The sequence below is a fragment of the Nonomuraea sp. NPDC049709 genome (assembly GCF_040674815.1).
Classification (GTDB): Bacteria; Actinomycetota; Actinomycetes; order Streptosporangiales; family Streptosporangiaceae; genus Nonomuraea.
Window position 1 is genome coordinate 38,321 of the sequence record NZ_JBFANM010000011.1, and the last position, 20,018, is coordinate 58,338.

Genomic DNA, 20,018 nt, shown 5'->3' on the forward strand with positions numbered 1-20,018 from the left:
TGATCAGGAGGAATCCCGGTCAGGGGCTTCTTTGTGTTCAGGGGGTGACATCATGCCCGGACCGCAGTTGGATCCTGAAGAGGTCTACCTGACCACGGCCCAAGCAGCCGAACTGGCGGGCGTCAGCGAAGCGGCCATCGGGCAGTGGGTGAGGCGCAAGCATCTCGCCCCAGCCGGCCGTGACCGCAGAGGCGCGATGATGTTCACCCAGAGGGCAGTGGCTCACGCGAGGCGAAGACCCGCTGAAGTGCTGGCCAGGGAGATCGTCGCTGCTCTCGAAGCCGCAGCGAGGGACAGTCGGACGAGGAGGCGGGCCAAGGTGAAGCAGACGGCCGGATTTTTGGGCGGCTCCGGATGGCTGGTGCCATTCGGTGTCGCTGGCAGCGCAGCTTCCGCAGTGATCGGCCTGTGACGTGACCGAGCACTCCTGCGTCCCGCCGGCCACCTCCGACGGCCAACCGTGGAGATGCCCCGACTGCGGTCAGCTGTGGGATCCGCTGCTGATGCCACCCGTACAGCGGCCGAGGGCGGCGAAGGGACGGCTGGGCCTCCCGGTAAAGGTGACCATCGTGGCAATTGCGCTGTTTGCCGGGATTGGGGCGGCAGGGCCAGTGGTGTTCCTCCCGCTCCTCGTCGGAGCGTTGGTCTGGTGGTGGAGATCACGACGCACCTGAGGCGATTACTGTCGGTCCCTTGTCGGCCCTCGCCACCTGGCAGGTCGACGTGGCGAAAGGGGTCGCGGCCGGCCACGCCAAGCCGGCCGGGCTCACCCTGCGGTGGACGCTGGAGTCCCGTGCCGGTGCCTTCTGTTGCTCGTGGTTCCCGATGACGGTGGCTCGCAAGGACGTCGCGGTGAAGTATGGGTACCTCGACGGGCCTAAGGCGGGGTAATTGGTGGGTGAAAGCGTGAAATGTCCGGACTGTGGGGCGATGTTGTCCGGGACCGGGGCTCAGGAGCCGGTGGCCAGGTGCCCAGGGTGTGCGCTGCCTCTGCAGGGACCCGCGGCGCACGAGCTCTGGCAGGTGGAGCAGGCTCTCGCCGGGCTGAGGGACCAGCAGGTCCGGTTGCAGGCCCGGCGGACGGAACTGATCGGTGTCCTGCGTGCCGGTGCGGCGGGTGAGGGGATGGCGGGTCCGGGGGGCGCGGGTGTGGCGCCTTCCTGGGTGGGTGCGGTGCCGCCGTACCCGGGGGCGGTGGCCGGACCGCCCGGTGTCGCGGCGAGGGAGGTCTCGCCGGGCGCCGCGAAGAACGTCCTGCTCATTCTCGGCGGCCTGCTGCTGACGGTGGCGGCGGTGGTGTTCACCGTGGTGAGCTGGGGGCGGCTGGGCATGGGCGGGCGGGCGGCCGTGCTGGCCGGGTTCACCGCGCTGGTCATGCTGGCGCCGGTCGTGCTGACCCGGCGCGGGCTCAACGCGACGGCCGAGACCGTGGCCGGGTTCGCGGTCGCGCTGCTGCTGCTCGACGGCTACGCGACCAGGCAGGTGGGGCTCCTCGGGGTTGACGCCCTCGACGTGCTGCACTACACGGCGGCGGTGCTCGGGCTCACCGCGCTCATCCTGGTGGCCTATGCCCGGATCACCCGGCTTCGCGGACCCGCTCCGGTCGCCGTGGTGCTGGCGCAGCCGGTCCTGCCACTCCTGGTCAGCGACTGGCCGGCGACCTGGCTGGTGGCCATGCTGGTGGTCACGGCGGCGCTGGACGTCGCCCTGGTCCGCTACGGCCGGGGGACGGTGCGGGTGACGGCCGTCCTGGCGGGCAGCGGGGTCGCGACCCTCGCCCTGCTGGGCGGCGCGCCGTACGCGCTGGGGTCCCCGTCGGTCGGTCAGGCCCTGGTCAGGTCGGTGCCGCTGGCCGCGCTGGCGCTGCTCGGCGGGCTGGTCGCATGGCTGCTGGTCAGGCCGGGCAAGGCTCAGGGGGAGATCTGGGCCGGCGCGGTCACCGTCGGGACCGCGCTCGCGCTGATCGCCGTGCCGGCCGCGCTGGCGCAGCCGGTGCTGGACGGCCCGGGTACGGACTGGCGTTCCCTGGCCTACCTCGTCCCCGCACTCGCGGTGGTGCTCGCCGCCGCCCGGTTGCCCTGGCGGAGGGTACGGCTGGCGGGCATGGCCACCGGCGGGCTGGTGGCGCTGGTGACGGTGCTGACGCTGCTGCCTCGGCTCGTGGCGACCCTGGCGGCACCCTTCGCCTGGCTGGACGTGCTCTGGACGGGAACGTGGAACGGACGGCAGCGGCAGCCGTTCGAGGTGGTGTCGTCGCCGGCGGACGTGGTGGCGCTGGGCGCGGTGGCGGCAGGCCTCCTGGTGATGGCCGTGTGGAGCATCTCCGGGCGGCCGATCGAGGCTGCGGCGGCCGTGGCCGGCACGTCCGGGGCTGCGATGGAGGTGGCGGCCGTGCGTAGGAGCTCCGGGTGGGCGATGCAGGCGGCGGCCGGTGCTCTGGTTTCCGGGGCGCTCATGGTCGCGGTCTTCCCGCAAGCCTTCGCGATGCCCTACCCGGCGGCGGTGGCGGTGCAGGTGGTGGCGGCCGTCGCGGCGGCGGTGGGCGCCGCACTGGGCCGGGCGCCCTGGTGGGCGGTCGCATGCGCGCTCGTCGCCGGTCCGGCCTCGGTACGGGCGGCGGCGTACGCGTTCGGCAGCGAGCCGGCGACGCTGATCGTGCTGCCGATCCTGGCGGTGGCCGCCGCCGTCGTGGCTCTGGTGGCCAGGCTGCGGAAGCTCCGGAACTGGGGACTGGGCTTCGCCGCGCTGTTCCTCGGGCTGGAGGCGGTGGCGGTGGGGTTCTCGCTGGGCCTGCGCGTCCTGGTTGCGGCGAGCGTCGGATTCGCCGTGGCGGGGGTGCTGGTGCTGCTCATGTCGCTGCGGGCTGGGTCCGCCGGCCAAGGCGGGGCGAAGGGCCTCAGGTACTCGGGTGCCGTCCTGCTGTTGCTGGCCTCGTGGCTGCGGCTGGGGGCGGACGAGGTCACCGTCGTCGAGGCGTACACGGTGCCGTGCTCGCTGGCCCTGCTGGTGTCCGGCTGGTGGCGGCGGCGTGGTGCACCGGTGCCGTCCTGGGCGGCCTATGGCGCGGGCCTGTCCTTCACGATGCTGCCCAGCCTGGTGGCGGTCTACGCGGACACGGAATGGCGGCGGTCGCTCGCGCTCGGGGTGCTGGCGCTCGCGGTGTTGTTCGCCGGAGCCCGGTCCCGGCTCCAGGCGCCCACGGCGATCGGAGCGGTCGTGGTCGCCGGGGTCGCGGTGCGGGAATTGGCCCCGTACGTGTCGGAGGTGCTTCTCACGGTGCCGCGCTGGGTGCCGATCGCCGTGGGCGGGCTGCTGCTCGTGGTGGTCGGGGCGACGTACGAGGCACGCATGCGGGACCTGCGCCGGTTGCGTGACACCCTGACGGCGATGGGCTGATGGCCGCCGCCGGAACCACAACCCCCTGGCCCGTGTCGGCTTGTGTCGTATGAGGCAGCTCGCCCCGGCTCTCCGGGAAAGTACTCTTGGCTGATGTTCTCGCCCCAAGGCCCGTCGCTGCGTGAGCTGGCGGTCCAGGCACTGTCCTCGGTCGAGCGCGGCTACGACCTGCTTGCGACGAAGTTCGACCACACGCCCTTCCGCACCCCCGACGGCGTTCTTGACGCGACCGCCGACGCTCTGCGTCCGCTCGGGCCGTTCGAACGGGGGCTGGACGTGTGCTGCGGCACCGGCGCGGGGGTGCGCATCCTCGAACCCCTGTGCCGAGGACGGGTCACCGGAGTCGACTTCAGCGCCGGCATGCTCGCGCAGGCGCGCCGGGCACACCCGGACGCCGCGTGGGTACGGGCCGACGTTCGAGCCCTGCCCTTCACCGAGTCCTTCGACCTCGCGGTCAGCTTCGGAGCGCTCGGACACTTCCTGCCCGCCGAACGGCCCGCGCTCTTCGCCGGGGTCTACCGTGCGTTACGCCCGGACGGGCTCTTCGCCTTCCCGATCGGCGCGCCCCCGCCCATCAGGTCGGGCCGGTACTGGGCGATGCTCGGATTCGACCTGGCCATGCAGGTGCGGAACGCCGTGTGGCGTCCCCCCTTCGTCATGTACTACGGCACCTGCCCGCCACACGCGGTCCGTACTGACCTGATGGCGGCCGGATTCACCGTGGAGACAGTCCCCTTGACGGCCCTGGGCCGGCGCGAGGACGGCAGCCCGCGGTGCGGGCTCGTCCTCGCGCGTAAAACTCCGGCGTACAGGCACAGGTGACCCCGAAAGGAGCCGGCGCAGCACCGATGAACGGCCGGTCAGATCGTCAGCCCGTGATCGCGGCGGAACGCAGGGCGGCGCGGATGCTGGTGACCGGATCGCCGAGGTGGTAGATCCGCTCCGACGGTTCGATGCCGTCCAGGAACTCCTGGTAGCGGACGGCGTAGGTGAGGTCGGACAGCGGCTCGGCGATCGCGAGTGCCCGGGCCGGGTCGCAGCCGGGCAGGTGGGCGGTCCAGGCATCGATCCAGGCCTTGGCGACGGCGGGTCGTTCGGCGGGGGGAAGCCAGTCGCGGGGCCGTATCCCGTCCAGCACCGGGTTGCCGAGGTGCGCGTCGGCGAAGTCGACCACGGCCGGCGGGCCGCCGTCGCTGCGCCAGTTTCCCGGGTGGAAGTCGCCGTGCACGATCGTGTCGGGCAGGCCGCACTCGGCGAGCAGGGGCCACCGTTCGACCAGCTCGTATGCGCCCGCCAGTTCCTCGGCGGTCAGCTCGCCGCCCACGTCACCGGCGAGCAGGTCGCGAACCCGATCGGCGATGACGGGTCCGCGCCGGTCCGGCAACCCGGGCGGGATCGCGCCCGCCAGGCGGGCCTGTGCGGCGACCAGTCGCGTCACCGCGCCGGCGACGATCCCGGCGGGGGCGTCCCAGCAGTCCTCGCCGGGAAGGTGCTCCAGCAGCACCCGCCCCGGCGCGGACGCCACGACCGAGGGAACCAGGCTCGGGTCCAGGGCTGCGAACGCGTCGAGGACGGTGGCCTCGTCGGTGGCGAAGTGGGGTGTGGCCTTCAGCCATACCGGCCCCCGGGCGGTGGGCAGGAGGAACAGCCCGGCCAGATTCCAGGTCCGGCGTTGCCGGATCGGCCCGGTCAGCGGCCGCCCGGCCGCTCCCAGCGCGTCCGCCGCCCAGCTCAACAGCTCCCGAAGCCCGTCGATCCGCGCCCACGGCGCGCGCAGCGGTTCGGGCCTGTCCAGCACCGCGTGGTCGGCCGGCAGCGGAGCCGTCAGCCGCCCGGGCGCGGGCCGCTCCAGCGCTTCGACGTGATAGGTCACATGGCCGCCGCGGCCTCCTTCGCCGCCGTCCACGTCCAGCAGGCGCAGCACCAGCACGTCCACGCCGAGCGCCTGGCGCAGGTGGGCGACGACCGGCTGCACGTCGGCCCACCACGGCACGTCCACCGCGAACGGGCCGACGACACCGAGCCGATCCTCACCCAAGGTGATCCATGCGCTGACGGTCCTGTCCATCCGCTCAGTGTGATCGCTTCCGCGCGACCTCCGCCACGCAATATCCGGCCGGCCCAGTGCCCGGCGCCCAGCGCGTGTGCCGGACGCGGCACCTGCTGCCGAGACCGGCGAGGAGACTCTGTGCAAAACGGACAAATGCGTACAAGCTGGACGGGGTGGGTAGGAGATGGGGGAGGGATCGATTGCCCCATCCCTCGGACGCCCTGGCTGTGGGAAGTGGTCGGGGCGTCCGAACGTCCGCGAACGCGGGTTCGTCCGGATCGGGCCGGATGCGCGATGGGGTGACGGCCGCGTGAGAGCGTGGTGAACACTTCTCGCGTGCCCTGTCCGGTTTGGTGGTCGGGTCAGCACAATGGCCGCCATGATCCGATTTCCTCTGACACGTTTGCGTGCCCTGATGATGGCCGGCCTGATGGCGGCCGGGGTGGTGGTGTCCCTCTCCGGCGTCGCCATGGCCGACACCCCGCCGTCGCAGGACGCGGCGCGGCCGCCGTACTCGCTGCTCCAGATGAACCTCTGCCTGAGCGGTTATGCCGGCTGCTACCCCCGGACCCAGTACCCGAAGATCGTCGATGAGGCCGTGGAGCGCATCCAGGCCAACGACGTCAACGCGGTCACCCTCAACGAGGCGTGCAGCGGCGACGTGGCCGAGATCGCCGAGCGCACCGGCTACCACTACCGGTTCGCCACGGTCATCTACAACGGCGCCCCGCTGGCCTGCAAGACGCCGGCCGGGCGGGGCGAGTTCGGCAACGCCGTGCTGACCAAGGAGGCGATCCGCGCTTCCGAGGACGCGCCGTACTCGGTGTTCAGCGGGGTGGAGCAGCGGCGCTGGCTCTGCGTGACCACCGCTCGCGGCGTGGATGTGTGCACCAGCCACCTCTCCACCGACGGCGAGGCGCCCGGCACCGCCAACTCGATCCAGTGCGCCGAGCTCTCCCAGGTGCTCGCCTCCCGCGGCCGCCCGACCGTCTTCGCGGGTGACGTCAACCGCCGTTCGTCGTGCGCCCCCCAGGGCCAGTGGACGCTGACCGACGCGGCCGCCACCCAGGCTCCCGGCATCCAGCACGCCTACGGCACCCTCACGGCTCCCACGCTGGAGCTCGAGCAGACCACGTACACCGACCACGACGCGCTCGTGATCCGCGCCGGCCTGCGGAAGTGACCTGACCGGGTGGTCCGGGGACGTGCTCGCGGACCACCCGTCTGGGTGGAGGTGCCGGTGGGGGTGTGTCAGTCGGGCGGTCTCAGAAGTCGCGGGAGCGGCGCAGGGCGGGCGGGCGGCCGTCCGGGTCCACCGCCCACCGGTAGAGCGGCAGTGCCAGCACCTTCTGCAGCCGCGACAGGTGCGGCGCCGGATGGGGGCGCAGGCGGCCCGGCGGGCGCGGCCCCGTACGGCCGGACGTGTGCCACGTCTCCAGGGCCGACGCCGAGCGGGCGAACGCGTCGAAGGCGGTCACCGGGTCGCACAGGTCGTCATACCGCTCGGCGGGCAGGTCCAGGTGCTCGGCCATGAGGGACAGGCGCAGCTCCCTGGCGAAGCGCAGCGCCCCGGCCGGCGGCCTGGGGTCCTCCCGCTCGTCCAGCACGGCGCAGCTCAGCTCCGAGTCGTACGTCCACGACCGCAGGTTGACGTTGTCCGAGCCGACCGTGGCCCACACGTCGTCCACCACGCAGACCTTCGCGTGCACGTAGACCGGGACGCCCTGGTGGTTCTCCAGGTCGTAGACGGCCACCCGGTCGCCGCCTGCCCGGCGGAGGCGGTGCAGCGCGTCCGCCCGCCCGATGAGGCTCGCGGGCCCGGCCAGCCAGCCGTCCTGGTCGGGGTGGCGCGGCACGACGACGATCATCCGCAGCTCCGGCTCGCGCTCCAGGGCCTGGGCGAACGGCTCGATCACGTCGGTGGACCACAGGTACTGGTCCTCCAGGTAGATCAGCGAGCGGGCGCGGGCCAGGACCTTGCGGTAGGCGTGGGCGATGCTGCGCTCCCCGTCCGGCGCGAAGGGGTAGCCGTGCCGCCTGGCCGGATACGTGCGCAGGAGCTGCACGCGGTGGTGGCCGGCCGGCGGCGGGGGAGGGCCGGGACGCGGCAGGGCCGGGGCGTCGTCGAGGCGGCCGAGGTGGTCGCGCAGGCGCCGCAGCGGGTCGCGGGTCTCGGGCGCCGGGTCGTCCCAGCGCTCGCAGAACACCTGCTCCACCTGCTCGACGGCGGGGCCCCGGATGGCGAGCTGGATGTCGTGCCAGGGCGGGCGCGGGCCGTACACGTCGGGCATCGGGGCGCGCTGCGGGTCGCCCGCGTGGGAGGCGTCGTCGCGGCGGCTGTGGCACAGGTCGATGCCGCCGACGAAGGCCACGTCCCGCTCGGGGTCGCGGTCGTGGCGCAGGATGACGAACTTCTGGTGGTGCGAGCCGCCCACGGCGGTACGCGTGTCGAGCAGGGCCTGGCCGCCGGTGTTCTCGATCTCCTGGCCGAGGTGGCGGTTCTCGGCGGAGCTGAAGCGCAGCAGGTCGAGGTGGGAGCGCCAGATGAGGCCGCGTACGAGGGCGCCGCGCCGGGCGGCGGCCGCCATCGCCGCGCCCACGCTCGGCCCCTCCGGGGTCAGGCGCTCGTCCGGGTCACCGCGCCAGTCGGCGAACAGCAGCAGGTCGTCCTTGCCCAGCTGCTCCAGACAGGTGCGCAGCTCGGCGAAGTAGGCCGCGCCGTGGACCAGCGGGCGCACCTCGTTGCCCTCCGACCACGGCTCGAGTTCGGTCGCGGCATTGCCGCGCTCCTCCCCGGTGAGGAACCAGTCCTGGATCCGCATCCGATCCTGGCTACCCCGGCAGCGGGGGCTGATACCTCTGCCACGCCGGTTCCGGGGCCGGCTCGGCCGCCGTGCCGGTGGGGTCGGCGGGCAGCCGTACGGTGAACGTCGCCCCGCCGCCCGGCCGGCCGTCGGCGGTGATCGTGCCGTCGTGGCCGTCCACCACCTCCCGTACGAGCGCCAGCCCCAGCCCGAACCCCGTCCCCTCGAACCTGGCGAAGAGCCGCTCGGCGTCCTCGGGGTCCAGGCCCGAGCCGTCGTCCCGGACGGTGAGCTCGACCACGGACGGCTCCCTGGACAGCGTCACCCAGATGTGCCCGCCGGCGCTGGTGTGGCCGAGCGCGTTGTCCAGGAGGGCCGAGATCACCCGCCGCAGGGCGGATTCCACCCCGCTCACGACGTGGTCGCCCGGCCCGTCGCAGCGCACCTCGACGGCCACCCCGCGGGCGGCGGCCCTGGCCTCCTCGGCCTCGGCCAGCTCGGCGGCCAGCACGGCCAGGTCCACCGGCCCGAACGGCCGGCGCAGCTGCTTGAACTGGGCGGCCCTGAGCAGGTCCTCGACCACCTCGCCGAGCTGCCTGGTGCCGGCCACGAGCTGGTCCACCTCGTCGATGAGCAGGATCGGGTCGGTTCCGCCGCGCAGCCGCCGCGACAGGAGCTGGGCGCGGGTGTGCAGGCGGGTCAGCGGGGTGCGCAGCTCGTGGCTGACGTCGGCGGCGAAGCGGCGCTGGCGGGCCAGGGCCTCTCCCAGGGGCGCGATCGCGCGCCGGGAGACGACCTGGCCGACCAGCAGCGCGGCCAGCAGCCCGGCGATCTCCGCGCCGGCGAGCGTGCGCAGCAGCCGCTGCCGCTCGGCGGCCGGGTGACGCAGGTCCAGGACGGCCTGGACCGTCGTGTAGCCGCGCCCGCGCGTGTGGACCAGGTAGTCGCGCCCTGCCACCCGCACCTGCGCGAGCCGCGGCCCGCCACCGGCGGCCACCTGGTCGAGGGACGCCCGGACGGGGAGCGACGCCGGGGCGCCGGGGGAGGCGCGGACGGTGCCGTCGGCGTGCAGCTCGAAGAGCCACATGCAGGGCGGCGGCTGCCCGACGGGCGAGCTCTCGGCGGCGGCGGCCAGCTCGCGCCTGGCCGCGTCGTCCTGGCTGTGCACCATGGCGCAGTAGACGAGCACGCCCACCAGCGCCAGGACCGCGGATATCGCGCCCGCCACCTGCACGGTGAGCCGGCGCCGGGCGCGGACGAGCAGCCGTCGGTCGGGGTCGGGCCGTCGGCTCCGGTCCGGGGCCGCCGGGCCGCGCCCGGGCGTGGTGAGGCTCATAGCCGCCCCAGGCGGTAGCCCACCCCTCGCACGGTGCACACGACCCCGGAGCCCAGCTTGTTGCGCAGGTAGTAGACGTAGGTGTCCACGATCGATTCCTTGTTCGCCCCGTCGAAGACCCGCTGGCGCAGCGACCTGCGGGTGTGCACCTGCCGGGGGCGGGCGGCCAGCGCGCTGAGCAGCCGGCACTCCTGCCCCGACAGCGTCACCTGCTCCCCGGTCGGCAGCCGCACGATGTGGGACTCGGCGTCCAGCCAGCCCGCGCCCAGCGGCAGCAGCCGGGCCAGGTCGATGTTGCGGCGGTGCAGCGCGCGCACCCTGGCCAGCAGCTCGTCGATCTCGAACGGCTTGACCAGGTAGTCCTCCGCGCCCGCGTCCAGCCCGGCGACCCGGTCGGCGACCGAGCCGAAGGCGGTGAGCACGAGCACCGGCACGGTGACCGCCTGCCGCCGCAGCCGCCGCAGCAGGTCGATGCCGTCGAGCGAGGGCAGGCCGCGGTCGACGATGAGCACGTCGTACGCGCGGCTCAGGCCCAGATGCAGCCCCCGCTGCCCCTCCAGCGCGAGGTCGACCGTGTAGCCCTGTTCGGTGAACAGGTCGACCAGCATGTTCCCCAGTTCGCGATCGTCTTCGACGAGCAGCAGCCGACGGGAGGGCAGGTCGGCCGTGCCCGATGTCCCAGCCACGAGACCACCGTTACACCACTGCCGGGGATTTACCAGGTCCACTGAACCATTGGCCCCGCCCGCGAACCGGCCACTCCCCGCCCACCTGCGCGATCACGAGGAATTGGACCTGACTTCGACCGGTGGATCGACGGGTGCCACGGTCTTGGTTTCACGTTCGAGGCGGTCGGGCAGGGCGAGCTTGTACAGGGGCAGGGCGGCCGCGGTGGTCAGCACGGCCACGAGCACGAGCATGGCGAACAGCTCCTGCGTGATCATGCCCTGGGCCAGGCCGATGTTGATGAAGATGAGGATCATCAGCCCCCGGGCGTTCATCAGCGCCCCCACCGCGTACGACTCGCGCCGGCCGAACCCGAGCCCCCTCATCGCCAGCGAGCACCCGAAGTACTTCCCGGCGAACCCGGCCAGCAGGATCACCCCGAACGCCAGCAGCATGGCCCCGCCCGCGATGCCGCCGAGCTGGGTGTTCAGCCCGGAGAAGGTGAAGAACGTGGGCAGCAGCAGGGTCGAGACGACCTCCATCATCCGGCCGTGCAGGGCCTGGCGGAAGGCGGGGTCGCGGGGCATGGCCAGGCCGGCGAAGAAGCCGCCGAAGACCGCGTACACGCCGATCCAGTCCGTCAGCCAGCCGGCCGCGAGCGGGATGAGGATGACGGCGTACATGGCGCCGGGGCCGAGCCGGCCGGTGCGCGCGACGGTCCGGCCCATCGGGCGCAGCATGGGGGCGACCACCTTCAGCATCACGACGGCGAACAGCGCGGTCAGCAGGATGGTGGGCAGCGCGCCGGTGGCGCCGTTGCCGAGGTGCATGGCCGACAGGACGGCCAGGAGGCACCAGGCCAGGGCGTCGTCGATGGAGGCGGCCAGCAGGGTGAGCCGGCCGACGGGGCTGTTCTCCAGGCCCCGCTCGTACAGGATCCTGGCCAGCATGGGGAACGCGGTCAGCGACAGGGCGCCCCCGACGAACAGGGCGAACTGGAACGGGGGCACGTCCGGGCGGGACAGCAGGTCGTACACGAGGAGGCCGGCGCCGAAGCCGAGCAGCAGCGAGGGGACGATCCCCGACGCGGCCAGCACGGACGCCTTGCGGACCTCGCCGGGCGTCTGGGCGCTGTGGTCGAGGCCGGCCCCGACCAGGAACATGTAGAGGGTCAGGCCGATGGTGCTCAGCACGTACAGGATCGGCCGGACCTCCGGCGGGAACAGGGCCGCCTGCGCCTCCGGGAAGAGCCAGCCGAACAGCGTGGGCCCGAGCAGGACACCGGCGACCATCTCGCCGAGCACGCGCGGTTGCATCACCATGAGGGCCAGCCGCCCGCAGATCGCCGCGGCGATCAGGATGACGACGAGGGCGGGCAGGACCTTCAAGATGAGGGCGAGGTTCGGGTCAGGAGCCGTGACGAGAGTCAGAGCGGGAGCCAAAACGGGCATTCCGGTTCTCCGGTTCAGAGGTGAAGTGGCGTTCGCACAGTCGCTGCCGGCGCGCGTCCCAGACCATGTAGCTGCCGAGGACGAGCTGCACCAGGCCGCGCCAGACGTCCTCCCAGCGGTCGCGCACCCGCAGGTACGCCAGGGCGCGGCGGGGGCGGTGCGGAGCGTCGCGAGGGGTGAGCAGGCAGGGCCCCCGGCTGGGCAGGGACCTGGTGTGGGAGACGGAGGAGTCCAGGACGTGGCGGTCGAGCACCTCCCGGGCCACCGCCCGCATGGCGATCGGCGCCAGCCGCCAGGCCGGGCAGGGCCGGTTGGCCGCCACGCCGAACGGGATGTGGTTGAGCTCCTTGACCGGCCGCTCGGAGCGCGCGGGGTCGAAGCGGTCCGGGTCGAAGCGGTCCGGGTCGGTGAAGCCGGCGCGGTGGAACTCCGGGTAGTTGAAGCAGAGCACCGAACCGGTGGGGATCGTGGTGCGCTCGTCGAGCCGGATGTCGCCGGTGGTGACGCGGTGGGCGATGCCGAACAGCGGGTAGAGCCGCATCGTCTCGGCGATCACCTGGTCGAGGTCGCGGGCGTCGCCCGTACGCGCCTTGTGCTGCACGTCCGGGTGCTGGGCCAGGACCAGCAACAGGTGGGCCATGGCCTCCGACATCTGCACGACGGCGGTGTTGAAGAAGGCGCCCTGCAGGTAGTGCGCCTGCTGCAGGGGCGTCAGGCCGGGCGGGAGCGGCACGCGCACCCGGGACAGCCGGCCGAGGAGATAGCGGGTCAGGCGCTCCCGGCGGTCCATGTGCCGCAGGCCCGTGCACTTGAGCGAGGTGACGACGTCGTTCGCGTTGGCGGCGATCAGGTCGCGGGCCTCGCGCGGGCAGGGCTCGGCGAAGACCAGCTCGTACGAGAACTCCGCCCACAGCGGCATCATCAGGTCCCGGAGCCGGACCAGGCCGCGCACGCCGTCGAGCGTCCGGGCCGCGCAGCGCCGGGCGAGCTCCTCGGCCTCGGCCCGCGGCACTGCGAGCAGGGCGCGGGTGACCCGGGCCACGGCGTCGTAGCGCTCGCCCGCCTCCAGGTGCTCCTGGTGCATCTCGGGGCCGGGCGACAGCCAGTACCAGAACAGGTCCGACAGCGCGGCCCCCTCGCTGCGCCCGCCGGCGGCCGGGTGCGAGTAGATCTCCCTGAACCGGTCCACCCCGACCAGGTCGCCGGGCACGGGGATGCCCTCGTCTCCGTTGATCCGGGCGAACACCCGCGCCCGCAGCGCCACGATCCGGTCCGGCAGCCACCACGGCAGGCTCACCACGACGACGAGCAGGGCCGGCGCGCCCAGCACGATCAGCGTGTTCAGCACGGCCGTCGCACCATGTCCGGCTCGAGGTCGTGGATCGAGGCGCAGCCGCACAGCGTGAGAGCGTGCTCGACCTCCGCGCGCAGCAGCTCCAGCACGGCCGCCACGCCCCGCTCGCCGTCCGCCGCCAGGCCCCAGACCACCGGGCGGCCGACCGCGACGGCGGCGGCGCCGAGCGCCAGCGCCTTCAGCACGTCGGTACCGCGCCGCACGCCGCCGTCCAGCAGCACGGGCACGGCCCCGCCGACCTCCGCCACGATGTCCGGCAGCAGGTCGATCGTGGCCGCGACGCCGTCGAGCTGCCGCCCGCCGTGGTTCGACACCATGATCGCCGAGGTGCCGTGATCGAGCGCGAGCCGCGCGTCGGCCGGGTGCGTGATGCCCTTGAGCACGATCGGCAGGCCCGTCATCCGCCTGAGCGCGCCGAGGTGCTCCCAGGACAGCTCCGGCCACATGACGATCGGGCGCACCCGGTCCCCGCGAGCCCCGTCGCGCAGGTTCTCGCAGCACAGGTGGTCGGGCAGGTCGTGGAAGCCGTTGCGCAGGTCCCGCTCCCGCCGGCCGAGGACCGGCGAGTCCACGGTGACCACCAGCGCCCTGCAGCCGGCCGCCTCGGCGCGGCGGACGAGCCGCTCGGTGAAGGCCAGGTCCGGCTGCACGTAGAGCTGGAACCACAGCTCGGCGCCGGGCGCCGCGGCCGCCACGTCCTCGATCGCGACCGTGGCGGCCATGCTCACGATCATGATCGTCTCGGTGGCGGCCGCGGCCCGCGCGGTGGCCCGCTCGCCCTCAGGGTCGGCGAGGCGGTGGAACGCCGTCGGCGCCACCAGCACGGGAGCCGCCGCGCGGCTCTCCAGCAGGGTCAGGTCGGTCTGGAGCTTGCCGGTGCCACGCAGCACCCGGGGCACCAGCCCGAGCCGCCCGAACGCGGCCTCGTTGGCCCGCACGGTGACCTCGTCACCCGCGCCGCCCGCGAAGTAGTCGTAGTGCGCGGGGTCGAGGCGCTCGCGGGCGGCCGCCTCGAACTCGCGCAGGTTCCGCCGGTCCATCAGGCCGGCACGGAGGACGTACGGCCGGCGAAGAAGGCCCGTAGCGGCTCCACGTGGACCTCCGGGGAGTCCCACTCGTTCTCCAGGTTCTCCGTGATGTGGTGGGCCACGGGGGGCTCGCCGGGGAGGTGGTGGCGAACGACGGGATGCAGGTAGTGGCCCTCGTGCGCGCGGGCCGAGTCGCTCTGGCTGATGCGGCCGACCTCGATGTCGAACGGGTCGACCTGGTCGTGCTCGGGCCCGTACTCCAGGGTGATCGTGAAGTGGCCGCGGTCGCCGATCGGCGGGCCCTGGAGGTCGTGCGGCAGTTCCTCCAGGTAACGGGCGGTGTCGCCGTCGACGACGATCACGTCGGCCAGCAGACCGAACTGCTGCCACAGGGCCGAGGTCCGGTTGACCCGCCCGATGACCGCCTCCGCGAGCGCCGCCGGGTCCGCCGGGAGCACCCGTGCGGGCCAGGGGACGTCGTGGTGGCGGGACTCCAGGACGCGGTGCAGGGCGCGGGCGCCGTAGCGGAAGCCGTGGATGAAACCGCTGGTGCCGTGCCGGAAGTCGCGCGACTGGGTGATGGTGCCGGCGAAGTACAGGTCCGTCACGTTGACCGACTCGTACGCGGGCGTGAGCGCCGGGAACCTGCCGTTGATCACCAGGTCGGGGCGGCACCCGTCGGCGAAGATCGAGGCGTCGAAGCGGAATCCGGTGCAGACGATCACGCGGTCGTACGGGATGTCCTTGGTGACCTCGTTGACCCGGGCGAAGGCCACCGTCACCAGGTACGTGCCGTCCGGCTGCCGCTCGATCCGCCTGACGTCGCCGTCGAGCAGCGCGTTCTGGGACTTGAGCTGGTAGGTGTCGAGCAGGCCGTTGTTGACCGCCCGCAGGTGCCCCACGTAGTGCGTGCGCCAGGCCATGCGCAGCGAGTGGGGGCCGGACACATGGATGACCGCGGCCGTCTCGATCAGGTTGTCGGCCGTCTCGAACCCCGAGTTGCCCTTGCCGATGATGAGCACCCGCTGATTGACGTAGTCGGCCGGGTCGGTGGAGGCGGTGCCGTACGTGTCGGCCGTCTCGACGCCCGGGATGGGCGGGATGTTGGGCCTGGTCACACCGGTCGCCACGACGAGCCGGTGGGCCTCGTACGTACGGCCGTTCTCGTCGGTCACCCGGAACGGCCCGGTCGGCGGGTCAGGCCGGTCCACCCGGACCACCGGCGAGTCGTAGGAGATCCGCAGCCCGCACGTCCTGGCGAAGTCGCCGAGGTAGCGGACCATGTCGTCGGCGTGCGGGAAGTACCGGTCGCTGTAGCGCGTGAACAGCAGGCCGGGATCGTCCGACAGCAGCGAGTTCCAGTCCATGCGCAGGTTGAGCTCAGGATCGTCCCAGCCGGTGTGCTTCTTGTTGATCGAGATGAGCGTGCGATGGCGCGGGAAGGTGCGGAAGAACTGGCCCGGTTCCGGACCCGCCTCCAGGATCCGGTACGTCCGGCCCGCCCGGTGCAGGAAGTAGCCGAGCTGCAGGCCCGCGGGCCCGGCGCCGATCACCAGGTAGTCCAGGGTGTTGTCCGGCACTGACGCCTCCGTCACAGCGAAGTGGTTGAAATGACAACATCAGTGTTGGCGGGCAATTCTCAGAGATTGCTCAGAACGCCCCGCCGCCGTGCAGGGCGAGGAGGGCCCGCTTGTCGGGCTTGCCGCTGGTGGCGACCGGGACGCCGGGCACCATCGTGATCGTCTTGGGCACGCTGTCCGCGCCCAGCTCGGCGCGTACCAGCGCGGACAGGGCGGCGGGGTCGGGGACGCGGCCCGGCGCGGGCACCACGAACGCGTGCACGGCCTCCCCGGTGCCCTCGTCCGGCGTGCCGGCCACGTACGCCTCGTCGACGTCGGGATGGCCGGTCAGCACGCGCTCGATCGGGCCCGCGTACACCACCATCGCGTTGACCATGACCACGTCCCGGGTGCGGCCCTCCAGGTGCAGGAACCCGTCCTCGTCGACGTGGCCGAGGTCGCGGGTGCGCAGCCAGCCGTCCCGCAGGGTGTCGCGGGTCTCCTCCTCGTCGCCCCAGTAACCCGCCATCACGTACGGGCTGCGCACGTGGAGCTCGCCCGTCCGCCCGGCGGGCAGCTCGGTGCCCTCCTCGTCGCGCACGCTGAGCTCGACCCCGGGATGCGGCCGGCCGACCGGGGCCACGACGCCCGCGGCGATGTGCTCGGGGGTGAGCATCGCGATGTTGCCCGCCTCGGTCTGGCCGTACCCCTGGTAGACGACGGGGCCGAGCCGCGCGGCCGCCGCCGCCAGCCGCCGCGGGCCGATCGGCGAGCCCGACACCATCAGCGCCCGCAGGCTGGACAGGTCGGCCGTGTCCGCCAGCTCCAGGAGCTGGAACAGCCGGGGCACGGTGATGATCGTCCCGGTGATCCGGTAGCGCTCGATCGCGTACGGGAACAGCGGCCGCCCGTCGTCCTCCGGGATCACCGCGGTGCCCCCGCCCAGCAGGCACGGCGCCAGGAACTCCAGCACCACCATGCTCGCCAGCGTGCCGAACAGCAGGTAGCGCTCGAAGCCCCGGGCGAGCGCGGTCGCGACCGGCGACCACACGCGCGGCTGCCACGTCCAGTGCTCGCCCAGCGCCCGGTACGTGATCGCGCAGCCCTTGGGCCGCCCGGTGCTGCCGCTGGTGAAGGTCAGGGCGGCCACGTCGCCGGGCCGGGCGGTCACGGTGAGCGGCCGGCCGCCGTCCGGGTGGGCCAGCAGGTCGGCCGCGCCGTCCACCGGACCGAGCGAGAGCGGCGTGCCCGCGCCCAGCAGCCGCGGCGTGGCCGTCGCCGGGTCCACGAGCACGGCGTCCACGCCCATGCCGAGCACGTGGTCGAGCTGGGCCGGCGGGTACCCGGGCCGGATGCCGACGACGCGGCAGCCCAGCGTGTGCGCGGCCATGTGCGCGGCGAACGCCTCCGGCGTGACCTCCGTACGGACGGCGACCGCCCGGCCGGGGCCCAGGCCGGCGTCGTGCATCGCGCCCGCCAGCCGGCGGATCAGCTCCAGCAGCTCGCCGCGCGAGACGGTCCTGTCGCCGTGCTCGAAGGCCGGGCTCGCCGGGGTTGCGCGCAGCGCGTCGAGAAGGGGGGTCGGGAAGAGCATGGTCGGCTCCTCTGCGTGTTAGTGGCCGTTCCCGATTGCGATTTGCCGTCATATAACGGGATTCACATCAGAGACGGATCAGAGACGGGCATGACGTGAAGGTCATCGGCGCCGGATTCGGCCGCACGGGTACGAGATCGCTCAAGGCCGCGCTCGAACAGCTGGGCTTCGGGCCCTGCTACCACATGTCGTCGGTCATCGCCGAGCCGTACCGGGTGCGGCAGTGGCTCGACGTCGGCGAAGGGCGCTCCCGGGACTGGGACGCGCTGTTCGCCGGGTTCGGGTCCGCGCTCGACTGGCCCGCCTCGGCGTACTGGCGGGAACTGGCCGCGCACTATCCCGATGCCAAGGTCATCCTCACCGTCCGCGACCCCGGGCGCTGGTACGACAGCGTCAGCGAGACCATCTTCCGCAGCGCGCTGGAGCAGCGGCGCGGGTTGCCGCCGCACCGCCGGGTGATCCGCTGGCTGGTGGCGCGGCGGGCCCCGGACTTCGCCCTCTACCCGCGCATGGCCAGGGCGACCTTCATCGACCCGGTCTTCGGCGGCCGCATCGACGACCGCGAGCACGTCATCGAGGTCTTCGAACGGCACGTCGCCGAGGTGCGGGCGGCGATCCCGGCCGAGCGGCTGCTGGTGTTCGAGCCGGGGGACGGGTGGGAGCCGCTGTGCGCGTTCCTCGGGGTGCCGGTGCCGGAGGTGCCGTACCCGCAGGTCAACGAGCGGGCGGCGTTCCGGCGCAAGCGCCCGCGCCGGCTGTCCCGCCTCATCCTGCGCGGCCGCTGAGATCCGTCAGGGCTGCTCCCGAGCGGGGCCTCGCGGGTCCGTCAGGGCTGCTTCCGAGCGGGGCCTCGTGGGTCCGTCAGGGCTGCTCCCGAGCGGTTCCTGGTGCGGCGGTGAGCCAGCCTTCCCGCCTGGCGACCCTGCGCGCCGTCCTGACCAGGGTCATCACGGCGGGGGAGGGGTTGCGCTGCCAGGACACCCGCAGCTCGATCGGCGGCAGCCGGTCCTCGAGCCGCAGGCAGGCGATCCCGCCGGGGAGCTGGCCGCACAGGGAGCGGGGCAGCAGCATGTACCCGCTGTCGCTCAGGCTGACGTTGAGGTTGCGCAGCCCCGGCAGCGGGTTCTCCCAGACGTCGAACTCCTCGCCCGTACTCCTCAGACTCGCCAGCACCCGGTCGTAGTAGAGGGGCGCGAAGCGGCGCGGGAAGAAGCGCAACGTCTCCCCGCGCAAGTCGCGCAGGCTCACCCCGGCCCGCCCCGCCAGCCGGTGACCGGCCCCCACGACCACGACGAACTCCTCCGAGCGCAACACCGCCGACAACCACTCCGCCGGCACGGCCAGGTGCCTGCCCAGCAGCACGTCCAGCTCGCCGTCCGCCGCGGCGCCGGTCAGCTCGGCGTCCCACGCCTCGCGGGCCTCGACCCGGATCCCGGGATGGCGGGCGCGCATCGCCGCGAACACCTTCGGCATCTCGTCGAATGACGTCGTCACCGTGTACCCGACCCGGGCCGCCCCGTGATCGACCCCGGCCGCCCGCCGGGTCCGCTCGACGGCCTGCTCCGCCCCCGCCAGCACCTCGCGCGCCGCCTCCACGAACACCCGGCCCGCCTCGGTGAGCCGGGTGGGCCGCCGGTGGAAGAGGTTGACGCCCAGCTCGCGCTCCAGGTCGCGGATCTGGCGGCTGAGCGGCGGCTGGGTCATGTGCAGCCGCTCGGCCGCGGCCTCGAAGCTGCCCGCCTCCGCCACCGCGATCACGTAGCGCATCATGCGCAGATCAACCGGCATACAGGAAAGGTATGTCGCCGGGCGTCAGGAGAGCGTCCGTTCGCCCTTCTGCCCGGCGATCCCGGCGTTCAACGCGAACGCGAACCTGGCCACGGACGCCACCTGTCCCATCCTGCCGCCCCACCCGCTGTTAGACGACGCCACCCCGCCGTTGGACGGCGCCCCCGGTCACGCCTGCGACAGCCCGCTGGCCGGGAGTCGGCTACCCGCCCACGCCCGGTCGGCTACCCGCCCACGCCCGGTCGCTACCCGGCCGCGTCGGTGGGCTGGCCGGCCGCGCTCGTTGGCTGGCCGGAGGCTGGGTACCCGCCGACGCTCGTGGGCTGGCCCGCCAGCCCACCAGGGCCCGGCTCCCCGAACCCGCTCGTTGGCCCGCTCGTCACGCCTCCGGCAGCCGGTTGGCCGAGGGTCGGCTGGCCGGCCGTGCCCGTGGGCTGGCCGGCTGGGCTCGTGGGCTGGCCTCCCGCGCCGGTGGGTTGCCCGGCCGCGCCGGTGGGCTGACCCGCCAGGCCGCCGGGCGGCTCGCTGGCCACGCCTTCCGCCTGCTGCTGGTTCGGCACGGGCTCGCGGGACGGCATGATCATGTTCGGCGCTCCGGCCTCGGTGGCCACCGTGCCCTGGCCGGTGTCCGTCAGGACCATGACCACCGCCGCGCCACCGCCCAGAAGGATCAGGGGAAGGCCCACCGCGAGCAGGACGATCAGCCCGAGGTTCTCCCGGGACGACCACGCTTGGGGCGGCGCCCGGTGTCCCCGAGGACCGTGCTGGGCCACCGCCCCCTGCGGCATGCCCTGAACAGACGGAGGGCCCTGGGTCATGGGCTGGGTGGGCCACGGGTTCTGCGGCATGGGCTGGGTGGGCCACGGGCTCTGTGGCATGCGCTGCGCGGACCACGGGATTGGTGGCATGGGCTGGGTGGGCCAGGGATCGTGCGGCGGCGGCGTGCGCTGCGCGGGCCAGGGACTCTGGGCGGTGTGCTGCGCCTGCGGGGG

General features: G+C 73.3%; 17 protein-coding genes. 6 read left to right on the top strand and 11 right to left on the bottom strand.

Translation table 11 applies throughout. The features are described from left to right. The first annotated feature begins 52 nt into the window (after positions 1–52). The 4 genes from AB0J69_RS13110 (at position 53) to AB0J69_RS13125 (ending at position 4,218) form a co-directional block, all read left to right on the top strand. Positions 53–412, top strand: coding sequence for a helix-turn-helix domain-containing protein (locus tag AB0J69_RS13110; RefSeq protein WP_364116387.1), 360 nt, complete (start codon positions 53–55; stop codon positions 410–412). 281 nt (positions 413–693) lie between these two features. Then, positions 694–891, top strand: a complete 198-nt coding sequence (locus AB0J69_RS13115) for a hypothetical protein (protein ID WP_364116389.1) — start codon at positions 694–696, stop codon at positions 889–891. Between the two features lie 132 nt (positions 892–1,023). Beyond that, positions 1,024–3,396, top strand: coding sequence for a hypothetical protein (locus AB0J69_RS13120; protein WP_364116391.1), 2,373 nt, complete (start codon positions 1,024–1,026; stop codon positions 3,394–3,396). A 93-nt stretch (positions 3,397–3,489) separates the two neighbouring features. After that, the gene (locus AB0J69_RS13125; RefSeq protein WP_364116393.1) at positions 3,490–4,218 is read left to right on the top strand and encodes a methyltransferase domain-containing protein; all 729 of its coding nucleotides are present in this window, start codon (positions 3,490–3,492) and stop codon (positions 4,216–4,218) included. Between the two features lie 46 nt (positions 4,219–4,264). Here AB0J69_RS13125 and AB0J69_RS13130 read toward each other — a convergent pair whose 3' ends face one another. Then, the gene (locus AB0J69_RS13130) at positions 4,265–5,464 is read right to left on the bottom strand and encodes an aminoglycoside phosphotransferase family protein (RefSeq protein WP_364116395.1); all 1,200 of its coding nucleotides are present in this window, start codon (positions 5,462–5,464) and stop codon (positions 4,265–4,267) included. 361 nt (positions 5,465–5,825) lie between these two features. Between AB0J69_RS13130 and AB0J69_RS13135 the strand changes: the two genes are divergently transcribed. Beyond that, positions 5,826–6,629: an endonuclease/exonuclease/phosphatase family protein gene (locus AB0J69_RS13135; protein ID WP_364116397.1), complete on the top strand. Its 804-nt coding sequence runs from the start codon at positions 5,826–5,828 to the stop codon at positions 6,627–6,629. Between the two features lie 82 nt (positions 6,630–6,711). On the opposite strand, the gene AB0J69_RS13140 is transcribed toward AB0J69_RS13135, so the two are convergent. The 8 genes from AB0J69_RS13140 to AB0J69_RS13175 all read right to left on the bottom strand — a co-directional run bounded on the left by AB0J69_RS13140 (position 6,712) and on the right by AB0J69_RS13175 (position 17,238). Continuing rightward, the gene (locus tag AB0J69_RS13140; protein WP_364116399.1) at positions 6,712–8,268 is read right to left on the bottom strand and encodes a phospholipase D-like domain-containing protein; all 1,557 of its coding nucleotides are present in this window, start codon (positions 8,266–8,268) and stop codon (positions 6,712–6,714) included. A 10-nt stretch (positions 8,269–8,278) separates the two neighbouring features. Then, positions 8,279–9,586, bottom strand: a complete 1,308-nt coding sequence (locus tag AB0J69_RS13145) for a HAMP domain-containing sensor histidine kinase (RefSeq protein ID WP_364116401.1) — start codon at positions 9,584–9,586, stop codon at positions 8,279–8,281. Continuing rightward, positions 9,583–10,272: a response regulator transcription factor gene (locus AB0J69_RS13150; RefSeq protein WP_364116403.1), complete on the bottom strand. Its 690-nt coding sequence runs from the start codon at positions 10,270–10,272 to the stop codon at positions 9,583–9,585. The genes AB0J69_RS13145 and AB0J69_RS13150 overlap by 4 nt, the downstream gene beginning before the upstream one ends. A gap of 93 nt (positions 10,273–10,365) precedes the next feature. Beyond that, positions 10,366–11,703 carry a cation:proton antiporter gene (locus AB0J69_RS13155; RefSeq protein WP_364116405.1) on the bottom strand — a complete coding sequence of 446 codons (1,338 nt, stop codon included), beginning with the start codon at positions 11,701–11,703 and terminating at the stop codon, positions 10,366–10,368. Next, positions 11,660–13,051 (bottom strand): cytochrome P450, encoded by a 1,392-nt coding sequence (locus AB0J69_RS13160; protein WP_364116407.1) that lies wholly within the window; start codon positions 13,049–13,051, stop codon positions 11,660–11,662. The genes AB0J69_RS13155 and AB0J69_RS13160 overlap by 44 nt, the downstream gene beginning before the upstream one ends. Beyond that, positions 13,045–14,097, bottom strand: a complete 1,053-nt coding sequence (locus AB0J69_RS13165) for an alpha-hydroxy acid oxidase (protein ID WP_364116409.1) — start codon at positions 14,095–14,097, stop codon at positions 13,045–13,047. The genes AB0J69_RS13160 and AB0J69_RS13165 overlap by 7 nt, the downstream gene beginning before the upstream one ends. Further along, positions 14,097–15,665, bottom strand: coding sequence for an NAD(P)-binding domain-containing protein (locus AB0J69_RS13170; RefSeq protein WP_364116411.1), 1,569 nt, complete (start codon positions 15,663–15,665; stop codon positions 14,097–14,099). The genes AB0J69_RS13165 and AB0J69_RS13170 overlap by 1 nt, the downstream gene beginning before the upstream one ends. Before the next feature lie 70 nt (positions 15,666–15,735). Continuing rightward, entirely contained in the window at positions 15,736–17,238 is a 1,503-nt protein-coding gene (locus AB0J69_RS13175) for an AMP-binding protein (RefSeq protein ID WP_364116413.1), read from the bottom strand. Positions 17,239–17,333: 95 nt separating this feature from the next. Here AB0J69_RS13175 and AB0J69_RS13180 point away from each other — a divergent pair, with 95 nt between their 5' ends. Next, complete coding sequence (locus AB0J69_RS13180) at positions 17,334–18,023, top strand: sulfotransferase family protein (protein WP_364116415.1); 690 nt, start codon at positions 17,334–17,336, stop codon at positions 18,021–18,023. 76 nt (positions 18,024–18,099) lie between these two features. On the opposite strand, the gene AB0J69_RS13185 is transcribed toward AB0J69_RS13180, so the two are convergent. After that, a complete protein-coding gene (locus tag AB0J69_RS13185) occupies positions 18,100–19,026 on the bottom strand; it encodes a LysR family transcriptional regulator (protein ID WP_364116417.1) in 927 nt (308 codons plus the stop codon). Between the two features lie 245 nt (positions 19,027–19,271). After that, positions 19,272–19,814 (bottom strand): hypothetical protein, encoded by a 543-nt coding sequence (locus AB0J69_RS13190; RefSeq protein ID WP_364116419.1) that lies wholly within the window; start codon positions 19,812–19,814, stop codon positions 19,272–19,274. Positions 19,815–20,018: the final 204 nt, after the last annotated feature.